This window comes from Nocardioides hwasunensis (assembly GCF_014779665.1).
GTDB lineage: Bacteria > Actinomycetota > Actinomycetes > Propionibacteriales > Nocardioidaceae > Nocardioides > Nocardioides hwasunensis.
In genome coordinates, this window is record NZ_JACXYY010000010.1 from 72,679 (window position 1) to 88,121 (window position 15,443).

Sequence of the window (15,443 nt, forward strand, 5' to 3'; positions counted from 1 at the left end):
CGGCATCCTCGCAGACCTGTGTCCACCTAGACTCACGACCGTCGATGACGAAGGAGCTCAGATGTTGCGGCTGATCCTCGCCCCCCACATGGACGACGAGGCCATGGGGTGCGGCGGCCTGATGGCCAAGCATCCCGACGAGTGCGTGGTCGTCGTGATGACCGACAGCGGCGAGGTGCGCGCACAGGAGCACGCCGAGGCGATGAGGATCCTGGGCGTCGCCGAGTCGCGCCAGCTCGCCTTCCCCGACGGGCAGACGCCCCAGCACATGACCGAGATGGTCGGGGCGATCGACGCGATCATGGCCGAGCTCAAGCCCGACGAGCTCTACCTCCCCTACCCCTCGCTCCACCAGGACCACATCGCCGTCTACGAGGCCGGGATGCGGTCGTGCCGCGTCTCGATGTCGCTCGACCACTGGTTCCCGCCGAGCGTCTACGTCTACGACATCGCGGTCTACGACGTGAACCTCTACCCCACCGATCTCCGCTGGAACGTCTTCGAGGCGCTGACCGAGGAGCAGATCACCGCCAAGGAGGCCGCCTGCCAGGCCTACCAGTCCGAGATCCCCACCGACGTGCACCCGATCAACAGCGTCCGCCAGATCGCGGGAGCCCTCGGGCAGGTGCGCCTGGTGCCGTACGCCGAGCAGTACGCCCTCGTCCGGACGGTGCGCCGGTGAAGGTCGCGATCCACCAGCCGGACCTCCTGCCGTGGCCGGGCTTCTGGTTCAAGATGCTCAACAGCGACCGCTTCGTCCTCGCGGTCCACGACCAGCTGCAGAAGCACTGGGTGCAGCGCCGCGTGATGATGCGCGAGTCGTGGGTGACGCTGCCGCTGGAGACGAAGCCGCACCTCATCCCGATCAACGAGACGATCGTGAAGCCGGGGTGGCAGGACCACCTCGAGAGCTCCATCACCGGCCGCTACCGCGGCTCGCGTCACTGGACGGACCGCAGCGGCGACGTGCTGGAGATGATCCACGCCGTTGAGTCCCACAACCTCGCCGACATCAACCACCAGCTGATCATCGCCGTGCGCGACTACCTCGGAATCACGACCGAGGTAGTCGTCACCGAGCCGCCGCGGGAGAAGGCTGCCGACCGCGTGCTCGAACAGCTCCAGATGGTCGGCGCGACGTCGTACCTCTCCGGGACCGGGGCGCGGGACTATCTCGGCGACGAGGCGCAGCTGAGGTTCCGCGAGCTCGGGATCGGTCTGGAGTTCTCCGACCACCAGAAGACGACCGGGGACTCGATCGTCACCGTGCTGATGGACTACGACGACCCGATGGAGATCGTGTCGAAGGCGGCCGCGCCGCGCTGACCTCAGCCCCGTCCTCCTCACTGCCGTCCTGACGGACCGCAGGACCCGCAGCCAGCCCCAGGACGCACACGCCGACGAACATCGCGAAGTCGACGTGGTTGAAGAACCACCCGAGGTCGTGCGCGTCCCACCACCGCGTGAGCGGGACGTGGACGTAGGCGAAGACGACGATCCCCGCGCCGGCGAGGCGGGGCATCCACCGCTCGCGGAGGATCAGCACGATTCCTGCCAGCGGCAGCCAGATCTGGTGGTGCGGCCAGGCGACGGGTGTCGCGACGACGGCGGCACAGCCGAGCAGGACCGCAGACGCGAAGTGGTCGCCGGCCCGGCGAGATCGCTGCGCGTTCCAGAAGGCGAGCAGGACCAGAGCCCCGCCGAGCAGCAACCACAGCACCGTCTTGGCGGACCCGTCGACACCGATGCGGGTCAGGGCGCCCATCACGCTGTTGTTGAAGCGCAGGTCGGCGTCGCCGACACGCTCGGTCTCGAAGATCGCATCCGTCCAGAAGCGTCGCGAGTCACCCGGCATGACGACCCACGCCAGGAGAACGCATCCGGCGAACACGCCCACCGACATCGCCAGTGCACGCCACTGACGGGTGGCGGCGTACCAGCCCCAGACCACCAACGGCGTCAGCTTGATGGCCGCGGCGAGGCCCACCAATGCGCCTCGGAACCTCTCGGGGGCGAACCGCCCCACGTCGAGGATGATCAGGAGAGCGAGAACGAGGTTGACCTGACCGGTGATCAGGTCGCTCTGCACCTGGACCGATCCGAGGAAGGCCCCGATCGCCAGGCCGACCACGACCAGCCGTCCCGCCACCGACGTCGGCCACGATCGCGACACGACCGCGAGACCGACGACGGCGACCGCGACCAGCACGCAGACCGTGAGCCAGACCCGGCCAGTCGTGATCGGGTCGAGCCATGTCAGCGGGCGAAGCACGATCGCGGAGAACGGCGGGTAGGTGAACCCGTAGCGGCCACCGTCGAGCGGGAAGTCGTAGAGAGCACCGCCCGACCTCAGGTGGTTGATGGCACCGATGTAGATGCCGATGTCGCCCTCGACACCGAGGTCGCGCGACGCACCGAGCCGCCAGTCGCTGACGACGTGCCTCAACGCGACAAGCACAGCCAGGGCGAGCAGTCCCGCACGCACGAGGTTGGATCGGGTCACGAGTGCTCCCTCGGGGGAAGGGCCCACCCGCTGGGGATGTCCTCGACGATGCTCCAGCGCGGGTCGAGCTGCCAGGCGGCCCCACCGAGGGCGGAGCGGATGTGGAACCACGGAGCGAGGACCTGCTCGGGCGTCCCGAAGCGCCAGGCGCTGGCGTATCCACCCCAGTAGGAGAACGTCGAGTTGGCAAGCACCAGCCGCGGAGCGTTGGCCAGCAGGCCGAGGTGTACCTCCGGGGGCTGCCCGGTGTCCTCGAAGTCCAGCACGTCGCAGTGCTCGCCGAGCCAGCCGAGGTGGTCGCGGCACCAGCCGATCCCGTCGGAGACGACCAGGATGCGGCGGATCGGTCCGCCCACCTCGACGCTGCGGGCGAGGGCCACCCGGAGGTAGTCGTCGACGTCGAAGCCGTAGTTGCGCCAGTTGGACTCGTTGGTGACGTAGTCACCACGACGGACGTTGACCACCACGTCGCGCTCGGTGACCCGCAGGTCGGCCGGCACCCGCTCGGGATCGAGGATGCCGCTCGGCTCGAGGAACCCCTCGAGGAAGCGGGCGAGGTCGGAATCGTCGAAGTGCGGCCCGAACTCGTTGTGCAGGCCCTTCTCCCGCCGGTCCGTGAGGCGTACGGCGTCAGGCTCGACGAGCAGGTCACGAGCCGATGCGCCGAAGATCGGTAGCCACCGGTCCATCGGCGGCGTGCGCAGGCACACCATGTCGACGCCCCGGCTGCGCTGGTCGAACGCGTGCATCCAGTCGTAGAGGAAGTTGCCGAGGTGTGCCGTCGGCTGCGTCCACAGGACGGTACGTGGCCCGCGCCGGACCCACCGGTCCTGGAAGCCGTCCAGGGCCCTCCGTGCTCTCCAGTGCACGGCTAGCGCCAGGCGTAGACGTACAGCTGTTGCACGAAGTCGCCTTCTCCGCGCATCTCGGCCGCGAAGCCGTGGGCGTCCAACCAGGCGAGCACCTCGTCCTTCGAGCGGCCCCAGTCGGTGCCGAGGAAGTCGTGGCAGGAGATGGTGAAGTTCTGGATGTGCGGCGCCATTCGCTCCATGCCTCGCAGGGCGTCCTTCTCGGCGCCCTCGATGTTCATCTTCACCCAGTGCACCTCGTCGATCCCGAGCCGCTCGCACAGGTCGTCGAAGGTCTCGGCCTCGACGTCGACCGAGCCGTCCGCCTCGAAGATGTTCCCTGCCACCCACTGCTGGGGGTCGTCGCTGATCGAGACGGTCCCCGGCTCGGAGGCGAGCGCGACGTTGAGAGGCGTCACCTGCAGCCAGGCGTTGCGGGAGACGAGGTCCTGAAGTCGACGAAAGGGGCTCGGCGCGGCCTCGATCGACACCACCCGGCCAGAGCTTCCGACCATGCTTGCGAGGTAGAAGGTCTCGCCGCCGTCACCTGCGCCGACATCGAAGACGACGTCTCCCTGTCGTGGACGGTAGCGGCGGAAGAGAAGGTCGTCCATGCCGTAGTAGAAGCCTCGGGTCGCCCAGCCCTGCGCGTCCTTCCAGCGGCCCTCGTCCGCGACCCTGCCCTCCGGCCAGTGGTAGTGCCAGCGATCCTCGGACGGCACCCAACGGGTCGACACCAGCTGGCGGCTGCGAGCCGAGTCGACGGCTGTCTTCGCGGCTCCGTACGCGAGACGGACCCCGTGCCGAGCGAGGCCCGTCGCGCGGGCGGCGGCACCGGTGGGCTTCGGGGAAGGCGTGGAATCCATTGCCCGTACGTTATCTGCTCGCATCCTGCGCCGGGTCGTGATCGAGACCTTCGACAACCCAGTCCGGCTGCCATCCGCCAGGTAGGTCGTCGACGAAGCTCCAGTCCTGGTCGTACTCCTCGCATCGCCCGGGGCCGTAGCGACGCTGAAAGAACGCCGGCACCCACACGGTCCGCGGCGGCGCATCGAGGAGGACCCGTGACATCGCTGCCGCCCACAACGAGAAGGTCCCGTTGGCGATCACGAGGCGGCGTGAGGAAGACACGTCGCGGAGGTGGTCGATCGGCTTGCTCGACGGGTGCGGCTCGGTCACCTCGGCGGCGTACGACGACAGGAACCCGAGGTGGGTCCGGCACCACTCGATGTCGTCGGAGACGACGTGGATACGGCGGACGGGACCGTCCTGCTCGATCGCGCGAGGAACTGCTAGACGAACATAGGCGGCAACGTCGAAGGCGTACTCGGACCGGAACCACGGATTGCTGTAGAAGTCGCCGCGCCGGAGGTTGAGCGTGAGCACCCCGTCATCGGCGAGCTCTCCACCGTCGGCCCCGACCAGTGCCGGGCTCGACAGGATCCAGTCGCGGACGAACGCCGCACGGGACTCGTCGGTGTAGCCGCGGACGTCTCCCGAGTGCTCCTCCTTGTAGGCGTAGAAGTGGTCGCGCGTGTCCCAGAAGCCCACGTCCGACCTCTCAACGAGGTAGGGGCGAACGGCCGGGAAGAACGGAAGCCAGTAGCGGCTCCGCTCCACGATCAGCACACGATGGGGAACCGCCTCGTCTCGACGTGCGTGAGCCCAAGCCCAGAGGTAGAGCTGGTTCCCGAAGCCCATGAACTCGGGCGTCCAGTTGACGACCTGCGATCCGAGCCGGTTGCGAAGACCGGTGATGGCCGGACTCACTGCTCCCGCGGCCAACGAGCGCGCGCGTGACACAGCGCTCATCCGCGGAGGCCCTCGATCCGGTCCAGCACCCGGCGACCCGCGCCTCGTACGGCGCTCCTCGCCCTGTTGTAGGGATCGTTCGCTGGAGCGTGCGACTGGTAGTGCTTGAGCGTCACGGCTCCCGGGAGCAACGACGGCGAACCCGGCGCAGTGATGGTGGCGAAGGCGGAGCCGAGCCGCTCGCGGACGAGCTCGCCGCTGTGACGCGAGCGGACCCAGTCGTGGCCGCGGCGCGCTCGGTCGTCGATGACCACCCGGTCGTTCTCGAACCAGTCCATCGCCTCGAGGGTGCGGTCGCACATGTCGACCACGTCGGAGTCGGCGATGACCGACGAGTGCTCGGCGAGCATGTACTCCTTGGCCCCGTCGCCGGTGAATCCGACCACGTAACAACCTGAGGCCATCGCCTCGGCTCCCGGCAGGCCGACGCCCTCGCGCTCGGCTCCGAACAGGAAGATCGCAGCCCGCCCCAGCTCCTCGGCGACTTGGTGCTGCGTCATGCCGTCGATGAGCACGATCTGCCAGTCACCTAGCCGCCCGGAGCGTCGTACGAGCTGGACCGCACCCAACAGGTCCTCGCGCCGGCGACGCGGCATCAGTGCGATGCGCTTCTCCTTCACGCCGGGCTGGAACCAGTCCTCGATCTGAACGGGCACGTTGTGCAACGGAAAGCCGTCACGGCAGGCGCGGTCGAGGAAGGTGTGGATCGCATCGGAGATCGTGATGGCCGCTGTGGCCTGCGGCCAGCCCGGGTACGCGCCCGGCTCGTCGGTGAGGAAGTCGGAGTTGGCGAAGACGAAGTCCATCCCCTGGCAGAGCATCACGACCGGCTGGCCATCCGACAGGAAGCTCCACTTGGAGCCGCCCGTCTCAGGCATGACCAGGACGTCGCCTGCAGCGAAGTCGAGCTCGACCCCGGTGTCCACGGGCGCCGTGGAGCCCCACGACTTGTAGGCGAAGCCTGGGGTGCCGTGCCAGACGCGGGCGTCGTAGCCGAGCGCGCAGAGGTGCTCCACGTAGCGGTAGATCACCTTGATGCCGCCGCTGGGGCTCGGGAGATCGGGTGCCATGAACCTGATCATGTGGGCATTCAACCAGCCTTCGGCGTAGATAGGGTGGCGCCGCCAAGCCGACACAAGGAGACCTGATGCCGCGACTGCGGGAGATGTGCGAGACCTCATTCGGTATCAACGTCTTCGGCTACCTCACGAGCATCCAGAGCCAAGGCGTCCTAGCCCGCACCCTCGTGCAGGTCCTTCGGGAGCAAGGGGTACCGGTAGCCATCACGGACGTCGCGCCCGACTTCGGAGGTACGGGACAAGACCAGAGCGTGTGCCTCACGGGCACCGACGAGGCGAGTTCCCAGCCGCACCCGATCTCAGTGTTCTGCTTCACGCCGACTGACACCGAGACGTTTCTCGAGCGCAACCCACGTCTCGCTGATCGCGATCGCATCACCGCCGTCGTGGTGGCTCTGGAGCATCACGTGCTCAGGCCCGAGTTCCTTCCGGCGCTCGAGGCCGTGGACCTGGTGCTGACCCTGAGCGACTTCATCACCGACGCCGTGTCTGCCGGGGTTCCTGGTTCGACATGTGTGCCGTTCCGGCAGGCCATCCCGTCACGCGACGTGGAGAAGGTCGAACGATCGCGATGGGGAGTGCAGGACCGCGACGTTCTGTTCGTGAACGCGTTCGACACCCTCAGCGACTCGTGCCGCAAGAACCCGCTCGCACTCGTCCGTGCCTTCGCCGAGGCGTTTCCGGACAGGGACGACGTCGCACTCTTGATGAAAATCGGACACCTCGGGGACGACGCCGATCTGGGCGGGCAAGCTGTGACGGCTGTGGCCGAGGCCGCGGCAGATCCGCGCGTCCGGGTGGTGCAGGAGAGCCTCGAGTACTCCGAGGTCCTCGGCCTGTTCGCGTCCGCTGACGTCGTGGTGAGCCTGCACAGGAGCGAGGGACTGGGCCTCACGCTCATGGAAGCGATGAGCGTAGGCACCGCCACGGTGGCGACGCGCTTCTCGGGCAACCTCGACTTCATGACCGCCGAGAACTCCGCGCTCGTCGAGTGCGAGCTCGTGCCCGTGCGTACTCCGTATCCCGCGTACCAGTACCTCGTCGACCGCGACGTGTGGGCGGAGCCCTCGCACGAGGACGCCGTGAGGTGGCTCCGTCGGCTAGCGGACGAGCCCGATCTCAGGGCACGCCTGGGCGACGCGGGTCGCGCAGACATGGAGACTCTTCGCGAAAGCGTGATGGGGGGCGACGTGGTGGAAGGGATCAAACGCGCGCTTCGCAGCGACGTCGTGTGGACGCACCGCGATCAATCCGCCCTCAAGCGGCTCGCGAGGCCCCACGGCCGCCTGAGGCTCGGGGTGCTTCGGCACCGGGCGGCAGTCGCGGTCAAGGGCGTGCTGGAGCCTCAGAGCCAGCGGCGGTCGAGGGGATAGTCGACCACCACCGCCGCGTTCGCACTGTCCAATGGATGTTGCAGCTCGGCCCGGTGCGAAGCGTGCTCGACCCGGTCCTTGCGCAGGAAGGTCGCCTCGACCACCGGATAGAGATCGAAGCCCGCATAGGGGACCGGATACTCGTGGTTGTTCTGGTGCACGTGGACGAGCTCGAAGTCATCCAGGAGCTTGTCGAAGACGGCGCTCACGACCTGAAGAGTGCTGCGCTTCGCCAGCATGTGCAGGTCGTGAAGCTCGAGGACCATGACCCTGAACCGTCTGAGGGTGTCTGCGGGCGCTGTCAGCAGCACGGCCCACTCAGCACCCTCGATGTCCATCTCCAGCACGAGATCGCCTGAGCCTGGCGCGCGACGCTCGACCCAATCAGTCAACGTCGTCCATCCCGGTTCCGTGCGGGTCCCCAGAAAGAGCGGCTCGAAGTCGATTCGCTCGTGGGGTTCGGGCAAGCCCGTGACGGACTTGTCGATCATGTGCACCGGGATGCCGCGGTTGGCCAGCTCGACGTCGAAGCCGATCTCGCCCGCTACCCCCGGAGAAAAGCAGGCAACGATACCTTCAAGGTCATCAGGCAGCAGATAGCCCCCGTCGCCGATTGGTCCGACACGCACCAGTGGCACGCCCGCATCCACCACCCGGAAACCTGCGAAGAAGGCCGCAAGCTCCTCCGGAGACACGCCCCCACCGTGGTCTGACTCGACGACCGCGGCGCGCTCACGCTCCTGCTGCCACCTCACCAAGATCGCGTGGGTCCCGGCGTCGTGATCGGGCCCGAGGGTCGATCGAAGCAAGCGACGATGGCGCCACCGCTGGTAGGGCTGCCAGACCGACGTCCTACGAAGTCGAGCACGAACGTGCTCACGAATCGCATCCACACAACGAGCCTAGGTGGAAGTGGCCTCGGAGCCCTCGCGAATCGTGCAAGACTCGGTCGGTGCTGGTTTTCGGGTGCTGCATCGGGCCGAGTGGCAAGTTCGCGACCGTCGCCGAGCCCTCCCTGAGCAAGGTGATGGCGCCTGAGGACGTCCTCCTCCGCGAGCAGGGCAGCGACGGCATCTGCGCCGCTTACAACCGAATCCTCGCTCGCGCTCGCCAGATGGACGACTGCGAGGGCGTTGTGCTGATCCACGACGACGTCGCTCTTGGCCCAGCAGCTCGAGGGCAGCTTCTCGACGGCCTGCGGGGACGCGGTATCGGAGTGGTCGGCGCCGTCGGAGGGCGCGGCCTTTACGGCCCACAGTGGGTCGACGCCCGCACGCGCGCGGGCTACGCGGACGACTTCTACGGATGGCGACGTTTCGGCCCGGCGGAAGCAGACGTCGACGTGGTCGACGGACTGCTGCTCGCGCTGTCCCCCTCGGCGTTCCACTCGATCGACTTCGACGCTGACGCCCTGCCGGCGTTCCACGGGTACGACACCGACTACTGCCTGCTCGTCCGCCGAGCCGGATACCGCGTCAGAGTCGTGCACGTCGACTACGTCCACCGGGACAAGGGCAGCGTCGGCGACAGCGATGCCTTCGACAGCGGTGCTGCGACCCTGCGCTCGCGATGGCCCGAAGAGATCCGACCCCTCGGCAAGATCGAGCGCGTGTGGCGGGATGGTCGCGACCGTGGCGCAGCTTGGTACGGACGGACACGCCACCACGCGATGACCGGCGTCAAGTCACTTCGCGATCGAGCACTGCGGTGAGCGAGCTTGGAGCGCGTTTCCCCGCCCGGCAGGAAGGCAGACTGACCACGTGGCGAACCTGAGAGGATCCGTGTTTCGCAGAGCGGCGACGTTCGTCGGTTTCCCGCCTGGTACCGGTGAGCTCCTCGACCAACCGACTCGTCTGAAGCTGCTCATCTCGATGATCCTTTCGGCGGCGCTTGCCCTCATCGACATGGCCGGCGTCGTGGCAATGCTGCCGATGATGCAGTACGTGACAGGGCAGTCCGTTGATTCCGGCGCTCTCGGGTACGTCAATCGGGCTCTCGGTGAGCCGGAGCTCCGCGTGCTCGTGGCCAGCTTGGGGCTCATCATCTTCGGCGCGTTCATCATCAAGGACATCGCCTCGTTGTTCGTACGCCGCTGGCAGCTGAACTTCATGGCGCGCGAACAGGTCGAGCTCTCGACAGAGCTCTTGGAGGGCTACCTCACCAGCCCCTATTCGTGGCACCTCCGGCAGAACACCTCGGACAAGCTCTGGACGGTCCACGGGGCCGTCGGAATGGGCTTCGCGGGGGGCTTGGCCGGAGCGCTGGCCGCGTTTGCGGAGATCCTCACGATCGTCTTCATATTCGGGTCCTTGCTCGTCCTCGCACCGTGGGTCGCGCTCGCGGCCGCCGCGTACTTCGGTGCTGCTGCGTTCGTCGTTCAGCGGTTCATCCGTCCCCGCGTTGCCGCAGCGGGTGACAAGGCGCGACTCGCAGCCGAGGACGTCTCCCGATCGTCGCTACAGCCGCTGACCGCGGTGAAGGAGATCAAGCTGCGTCGCGCCCACGCGCGCTTCGTCGAGGACTTCCGTGACGCGAGCATCCGGGGTGCTGAAGCGGGCGTCACGACCAACCTGCTGGGCGACCTGCCGAAGTACTTCCTCGAGATCGTCTTCGTCCTGGGCGTCGGCACGCTCGCGGTGGTCGCGACGACCGGGGCATCCGCGGTGGAGGGTCTGGTGCTTCTCGGCCTCTTCGTGGCGGCCGGCAGCCGGATCCTGCCGAGTTCGGTGAGGCTCATCAACGCCTTCGCTGCGGTGCGGTTCGCCCGCTCACCCCTGCAGCACCTTGTGACGGTGCATCGACTCATGCGGCAGAACACGCACGAGGAGATCTCTCGTGTCGTCACTGAAGCCGTGCCCGGAGGAGATGTCCAGATCCGCGACCTCCGGTTCGCCTACAGCGACCAAGAGGAGGTCGAGGTCCTTCGCGGCGTGGACATCGACGTCCCGACCGGATCGTCGCTGGCCGTGGTCGGGTCGAGTGGAGCCGGCAAGAGCACGCTCGTGGACATCATCCTCGGGCTCCAAACGCCCACCGGAGGGACGGTGGAGGCAGGTGGCATCTCGATCTTCGACAACCTGCCGGCGTGGCAGCGGCGGGTCGCCGTGGTCCCGCAGGAAGTCACGCTCCTGGACGCTTCGATCGGTGAGAACATCGCCTTCGACGAGGACGTGGACGTCGACCGCCTCGAGGCGGCGGTGGAGCGCGCACAGCTCGTCGACCTCGTGCGCGGTCTCCCTGACGGTCTCGACACCATGGCCGGCGAGCGTGGCTCGCGGCTGTCCGGAGGCCAACGCCAGCGCATCGGGATCGCACGAGCCCTTTACCGCAATCCGTCGTTGCTCGTGCTCGATGAGGCGACGTCCGCGCTCGACAACGAAACCGAGCGCCGCCTGACCGACACCATCGAGAGCCTGCATGGTTCCGTGACCGTCGTCGTGGTCGCGCACCGGTTGTCCACCGTCCGCCACTGCGACCGGCTCATCTTTATGGAAGAGGGCCGTGTGACGGCTTCCGGAACGTTCGACGAGGTTCGCCAAGCCAGCCCGACATTCGCCCGGTTGGTCGCACTCGGTTCATTGGACCCCAAGGAACCAGTGCTCTGAGTCAGCGCCAAGCCATACGCTCATGAACCTCGGGAACCGGCGCGCCTATGGTGCGAGCACACCCGCGGGATCCCATTGCCGAGCCCAACCGTCGATCGCGATCGGCACGAGCTCACCCGAAGGCGACCACTCGAGCTTGGGGTGTCCCTCGCCCAACAGCATGCGCCGCCAGATGTCGCCCAGCTCGTCAGCAGCGTCGTCGAGGTCACGCCAGTGGTCTCCGCCTTCTCCGGCAACACGGGGTCCGGTCAGTCGTAGCGCCGCAGCCCCGGTCGCCACCTTGCTCAGGAACTGTGCCTCGCTCCGCCAGGGGAAGTGCAGGATGCGGAGGGACTGCTCGACTCTCCCGGGGCGAGAGACGCCGTGATTCCCGTGGTGCAAGGCTGCGAATCGGTGAGAGCGGTAGGCGACCTTCTCGAGCCGCGCGGATGCACGGTCCACCTGCCACCCCGACGTGTGCGCACCGGCCTCGTCGGGCGCCGGAAAGGCGTTGTGGATCACCGCTGATGCGATCGGCGTCGACGACGCCCGCAGAGTCTCGGCAAGCGACTCGTGAGCGCCGTACCACCATTCGTCAGCATCGAATGGGACGACCCAATCTGCACCTGCGCGCCCTGCCCATGCCGCCAGGTAGCGCATCTTGGGGGCTTGGAAATAAGCAGGTTCGTTGTCGTCACCAACGTGGAGGAGGCCGTCGCCGGCGCGATCTCTTAGCAGCTCCCGAGTGCCATCGGTCGAGCCATTGTCGGCCACCAGGACACCGTCGACTCCCTGATGACGCAGGTGGTCGATGGTCTGCTCGATCATGTCGACCTCATTCTTGACCATCGCCACTGCCCACACCGAGCCGGTGATCCGACGCCGTGCGGGGATGTCGGGCAGGTCCATCGCGTCGGCCACGCGCCGACGCACGTCTCGCCCGGCCGGACCCCACAGCTGGGTCGCTGCATGACGGGTAGCTCGAACGTCCTTGGCGGCCAGTAACGACCGGTGCTTGGCCCCCCGGGCTACTCGCACGAAAGTCTTGGGCACGGCCCGAGCGTAGCCGCGAGTCCCGTCAGCCGTGTGCGAGACTGCCGCGATGGCCGTGAGTGACGAGGACCTCGACGCAATCCCGGGTTGGTTCGACGCGATCGATCGGGAGCTGTTCCGTTGGTTCCTCGGTAGCGGGAGAGAAATCTCGGGGCCCGGACACCTGGTCGAGCTCGGTTCCTACATGGGCCAGTCCGCCGTGCTGATCGGCGACCACCTGCAGGACGGCGAGACGTTCACGATCATCGACCTGTTCGAGGCGCCGGCTGATGATGAGGCCAACTCTCAGGAGAACAGCGAGTCGTACGCCGGGCTGAGTCGTCAGGCCTTCGAAAGGTACTACCGCGGGGTGCATCCTGCCCTTCCCACCGTGGTCCAGGACTTCAGCGAACGGATCGTCGACCACGTCGAGGCAGCGAGTACTCGCTTCATGCACGTCGATGCATCCCACCTCTATGAACACGTCGTTCTCGACATCGCCGCCGCCAAGCGGCTCCTCGCCACCGATGGCGTGGTGGTGTTCGACGACTTCCGCTCGGGTCACACGCCCGGCGTCGCTGCCGCCGTCTGGTCAGCTGTGGCAACGGAAGGCCTGAGGCCCATCGTGGTGAGCCCCAACAAACTCTACGCAACGTGGGGCGAACCCGCGCCCTACATCGACGGTGTCGCGACCACGTCGCCCTGGTGGACGTCGGAGGTGCAGGACGTCTCGGGCGGACGACTGCTGATCCTGTCTCCGAGGGCGCACGAGACCTACCGCTGGATCAAGTACCTGCCGCCGGCCGCGGTCCCCGGAGCCAAGAAGGCACGAGCACGGCTGGCTGCCCTGACCCGCCGCTGACCACGGGTCAGCGGTAATCCTCGAAGTCGAGCATCATGCGGTCGTCGAGCCGAACGTGCGTCAGGTACTTCAACGTCAGCGGGTCCAGCACCCGGCCCAGCAAGTCGGTCCACGACAGCGGATAGTTGGCGTCATCGCCGAAGATTCCGCCCGGATGTTGGGCCAGTACTGATTGTGCCCGGTCGAGTCGTTGATCCATCTCGGCCAGCCACTCGGCGGTCAGCGGCGTGTGCGAGCGCATCATAAATCCGCTCTTACCGAAGCTGAGCCGATAGCGGACCAGGATGTCGCGGCCCATCCGTCCCGGGAGCTTTCCGATCCAGTTGGCGTGCTGGGCGGAGTAGCTCGTCACCCACGCGTCGGTGTCGGCCGCCATGGCGTCGAACGAAGGAGCCCAGGATGCCAGGGGCTTCTTGATGTCGACGTACCCACCACCGTGATGGTGCATCAGGTAGCCGCGCAGATAGTCAGAACGGTGGATCATCGAGAGGTGTTCATAGGCGGGATGCAAGGGCGCACCCTCGACCAACCACTCGCCGAGGTTCAGGGGCGAGACCAACACCACCGGCAGGCCGATGCTTCCTCGCAGCAGCTCGAGGTTGCGCTTCCGGTTGTCAGTGAGCTCGTTCTCGCCCGCCCAGACGGCGAACACACGACGAGGGAACTCGGTCGTGCCTCCACCTTCAGCATCCGACGCCAAGAAGGTCTTTCGGTACCGCTTGGGGTCGTAGAAGAAGGGCCGCACCGTCTCGACGTTGCGGAACACCCGGGTGGCAGCATCGAACTTGGCCTTCTTCAGTGCTCTGCGTAATCGTTTGTCCGCGACGAAAGCAAGATGCTTGGCTTGACGTGCGGTCTGCAGCAACCCCATGAACCCATCCTGTCGGATTCAATACAGTGACGGCATGTCGCTCGACGGTGTCGTCTGCTCCGTGGTGATCCCGACCTACAACGCCGCCCACCTGATCGGCCAGCAGCTCGAGGCCTTGACCGTCCAGGAAGGTGCGCCGTCCTTCGAGGTGGTCGTGGCCGACAACAAGTCGACCGACGACCTCGCCGCAGTCATCGAGTCGTGGCAGGACAGGTTGCCCCACCTCCGAGTCGTGGACGCGTCACGCGGACAGGGTGTGTCCGTCGCCCGCAACGTCGGGATCGAGCACGCTTCGACCGATCGCATCCTGATCTGCGACGCGGACGACGTGGTCGCTCCCGCATGGGTCCGGGCCTTCCACCAGTCGCTGGACGATCACACGCTGGTCAGCGGTCCGGCGGAGACCGTCTCCCTCTCGGGACCGTCCGCAGGGTGGGTGCCGATCGAGCAGGAGAGCACCGGTCTCTACCAGACGTGGGGCGGGCGGACGTACGGGCTCGGCGGCAACACGGCGATGCGCCGCGAGGTGTGGGAGGCGGTCGGGGGCTACGACGAGACGTTCCCGGCGGGCGCGGAGGAGATCGACTTCGCGTGGCGCGCGTGGGATCTCGGCTATCGCTTCACCTACGTACCTGAGGCGCTGCTCCACTACCGGATCCGCACGGACCTGAAGGGCGTGCTGCGCCAGCAGTACAACTCCGGCCGCGGCACCGCCACCCTCTACAACAAGTTCCGCCCCGCCGAGGTCGTCCCCAAGTCCCTCCCGCGGCGCGTCCATCACGAGCTGCTGCTGCTCAAGCAGTTCCCGTGGCGCGGCAGCGGGGACGCCCGCAGGATGTGGCTCACGCTGATGGCGTTCGAGGCGGGCAAGCTCGTCGAGGCACGTCGGCTCGATTCCCCCGCTCCCTGAGCCGGTCGGTCACTAGAGTGACCGCTGTGACCCTCCAGCGGCGACTCATCGAGGCCCGGCCGGGCCTGCGCTGGCGCGTGGGGCGGGTCGTCACGGAGCTGCTCTACCGAAGCGCCTTCGGCAGCATCGGCGCCGGAACCGTGATTGTGCGACCCCACAAGCTGCAGGGCGTCGAGCGCATCCACCTCGGTGCCGGCTGCTCGGTGTTCGAGGGAGCCTGGCTGGCGAGCGAGCCAGACGGAGGCGAGCTGAGGATCGGCGACCACACCTACCTCGGGCATGACGTCCACCTCCACGCGTACGACTCCGTGACCATCGGCTCCGGCTGCGTGATCGCGGACGGCGTCTTCGTGGGGTCCTCCGACCACGACCGCGACGACCGGCACCGGGTGCACGGCACCGGACCCATCTCCATCGGCGACCGCGTCTTCCTCGGCCAGCGCAGTGTCGTGCTCGGCGGGGTGAGCATCGGCGACGGAGCGACTGTCGGCGCCCACGCCGTCGTCACGCGCGACGTCGCACCCGGTCAGACCGTCGTCGGCATACCCGCGAGGCCCGTCGGAGCATGA

16 protein-coding genes are annotated in these 15,443 nt (G+C 67.2%); 8 read left to right on the forward strand and 8 right to left on the reverse strand.

Features of this window, described 5'->3' with window-relative positions:
• Positions 1-61: 61 nt before the first annotated feature.
• Together IEZ25_RS20475 and IEZ25_RS20480 are read left to right on the forward strand one after the other, a co-directional pair.
• Positions 62-682, forward strand: coding sequence for a PIG-L deacetylase family protein (locus tag IEZ25_RS20475; protein WP_191201332.1), 621 nt, complete (start codon positions 62-64; stop codon positions 680-682).
• Complete coding sequence (locus tag IEZ25_RS20480; RefSeq protein WP_191201333.1) at positions 679-1,326, forward strand: WbqC family protein; 648 nt, start codon at positions 679-681, stop codon at positions 1,324-1,326. Before IEZ25_RS20475 ends, IEZ25_RS20480 begins: the two co-directional genes overlap by 4 nt.
• On the opposite strand, the gene IEZ25_RS20485 is transcribed toward IEZ25_RS20480, so the two are convergent.
• From IEZ25_RS20485 to IEZ25_RS20505, 5 genes are read right to left on the reverse strand one after another with little or no spacing between them, the layout of a single operon-like run.
• Complete coding sequence (locus IEZ25_RS20485) at positions 1,262-2,503, reverse strand: glycosyltransferase 87 family protein (protein ID WP_191201334.1); 1,242 nt, start codon at positions 2,501-2,503, stop codon at positions 1,262-1,264. The genes IEZ25_RS20480 and IEZ25_RS20485 overlap by 65 nt on opposite strands.
• Complete coding sequence (locus IEZ25_RS20490; RefSeq protein ID WP_191201335.1) at positions 2,500-3,372, reverse strand: alpha-1,2-fucosyltransferase; 873 nt, start codon at positions 3,370-3,372, stop codon at positions 2,500-2,502. The genes IEZ25_RS20485 and IEZ25_RS20490 overlap by 4 nt, the downstream gene beginning before the upstream one ends.
• Positions 3,373-3,374: 2 nt before the next feature.
• Positions 3,375-4,217: an FkbM family methyltransferase gene (locus IEZ25_RS20495; protein ID WP_191201336.1), complete on the reverse strand. Its 843-nt coding sequence runs from the start codon at positions 4,215-4,217 to the stop codon at positions 3,375-3,377.
• A 10-nt stretch (positions 4,218-4,227) separates the two neighbouring features.
• Positions 4,228-5,163: an alpha-1,2-fucosyltransferase gene (locus tag IEZ25_RS20500; protein ID WP_191201337.1), complete on the reverse strand. Its 936-nt coding sequence runs from the start codon at positions 5,161-5,163 to the stop codon at positions 4,228-4,230.
• The gene (locus IEZ25_RS20505; RefSeq protein WP_191201338.1) at positions 5,160-6,245 is read right to left on the reverse strand and encodes a glycosyltransferase family protein; all 1,086 of its coding nucleotides are present in this window, start codon (positions 6,243-6,245) and stop codon (positions 5,160-5,162) included. The genes IEZ25_RS20500 and IEZ25_RS20505 overlap by 4 nt, the downstream gene beginning before the upstream one ends.
• 65 nt (positions 6,246-6,310) lie before the next feature.
• Here IEZ25_RS20505 and IEZ25_RS20510 point away from each other — a divergent pair, with 65 nt between their 5' ends.
• Positions 6,311-7,615 (forward strand): glycosyltransferase, encoded by a 1,305-nt coding sequence (locus IEZ25_RS20510; RefSeq protein WP_191201339.1) that lies wholly within the window; start codon positions 6,311-6,313, stop codon positions 7,613-7,615.
• Here the strand turns inward: IEZ25_RS20510 and IEZ25_RS20515 are convergent.
• Positions 7,588-8,310 (reverse strand): class I SAM-dependent methyltransferase, encoded by a 723-nt coding sequence (locus tag IEZ25_RS20515; RefSeq protein WP_191201340.1) that lies wholly within the window; start codon positions 8,308-8,310, stop codon positions 7,588-7,590. The genes IEZ25_RS20510 and IEZ25_RS20515 overlap by 28 nt on opposite strands.
• Positions 8,311-8,642: 332 nt before the next feature.
• Here IEZ25_RS20515 and IEZ25_RS20520 point away from each other — a divergent pair, with 332 nt between their 5' ends.
• The gene (locus IEZ25_RS20520) at positions 8,643-9,326 is read left to right on the forward strand and encodes a glycosyltransferase (protein ID WP_191201341.1); all 684 of its coding nucleotides are present in this window, start codon (positions 8,643-8,645) and stop codon (positions 9,324-9,326) included.
• Between the two features lie 49 nt (positions 9,327-9,375).
• A complete protein-coding gene (locus IEZ25_RS20525; protein WP_191201342.1) occupies positions 9,376-11,220 on the forward strand; it encodes an ABC transporter ATP-binding protein in 1,845 nt (614 codons plus the stop codon).
• Between the two features lie 45 nt (positions 11,221-11,265).
• Here the strand turns inward: IEZ25_RS20525 and IEZ25_RS20530 are convergent, their stop codons facing one another.
• Positions 11,266-12,252 (reverse strand): glycosyltransferase family 2 protein, encoded by a 987-nt coding sequence (locus IEZ25_RS20530; protein ID WP_191201343.1) that lies wholly within the window; start codon positions 12,250-12,252, stop codon positions 11,266-11,268.
• Between the two features lie 55 nt (positions 12,253-12,307).
• Between IEZ25_RS20530 and IEZ25_RS20535 the strand changes: the two genes are divergently transcribed.
• Positions 12,308-13,093, forward strand: coding sequence for a class I SAM-dependent methyltransferase (locus IEZ25_RS20535; RefSeq protein ID WP_191201344.1), 786 nt, complete (start codon positions 12,308-12,310; stop codon positions 13,091-13,093).
• A 7-nt stretch (positions 13,094-13,100) separates the two neighbouring features.
• On the opposite strand, the gene IEZ25_RS20540 is transcribed toward IEZ25_RS20535, so the two are convergent.
• Positions 13,101-13,964: a glycosyltransferase family 32 protein gene (locus tag IEZ25_RS20540; protein ID WP_191201345.1), complete on the reverse strand. Its 864-nt coding sequence runs from the start codon at positions 13,962-13,964 to the stop codon at positions 13,101-13,103.
• A gap of 34 nt (positions 13,965-13,998) precedes the next feature.
• Here IEZ25_RS20540 and IEZ25_RS20545 point away from each other — a divergent pair, with 34 nt between their 5' ends.
• Both IEZ25_RS20545 and IEZ25_RS20550 read left to right on the forward strand, forming a co-directional pair.
• Positions 13,999-14,874, forward strand: coding sequence for a glycosyltransferase family 2 protein (locus IEZ25_RS20545; RefSeq protein WP_191201346.1), 876 nt, complete (start codon positions 13,999-14,001; stop codon positions 14,872-14,874).
• A 26-nt stretch (positions 14,875-14,900) separates the two neighbouring features.
• Complete coding sequence (locus tag IEZ25_RS20550; RefSeq protein WP_191201347.1) at positions 14,901-15,443, forward strand: acyltransferase; 543 nt, start codon at positions 14,901-14,903, stop codon at positions 15,441-15,443.

Coding starts and splice junctions, on each gene's coding strand:
- IEZ25_RS20475 (WP_191201332.1), top strand. CDS start 62: ATGTTGCGGCTGATCCTCGCCCCCCACATGGACGACGAGGCCATGGGG.
- IEZ25_RS20495 (WP_191201336.1), bottom strand. CDS start 4,217: ATGGATTCCACGCCTTCCCCGAAGCCCACCGGTGCCGCCGCCCGCGCG.
- IEZ25_RS20500 (WP_191201337.1), bottom strand. CDS start 5,163: ATGAGCGCTGTGTCACGCGCGCGCTCGTTGGCCGCGGGAGCAGTGAGT.
- IEZ25_RS20505 (WP_191201338.1), bottom strand. CDS start 6,245: ATGATCAGGTTCATGGCACCCGATCTCCCGAGCCCCAGCGGCGGCATC.
- IEZ25_RS20510 (WP_191201339.1), top strand. CDS start 6,311: ATGCCGCGACTGCGGGAGATGTGCGAGACCTCATTCGGTATCAACGTC.
- IEZ25_RS20520 (WP_191201341.1), top strand. CDS start 8,643: ATGGCGCCTGAGGACGTCCTCCTCCGCGAGCAGGGCAGCGACGGCATC.
- IEZ25_RS20540 (WP_191201345.1), bottom strand. CDS start 13,964: ATGGGGTTGCTGCAGACCGCACGTCAAGCCAAGCATCTTGCTTTCGTC.
- IEZ25_RS20545 (WP_191201346.1), top strand. CDS start 13,999: ATGTCGCTCGACGGTGTCGTCTGCTCCGTGGTGATCCCGACCTACAAC.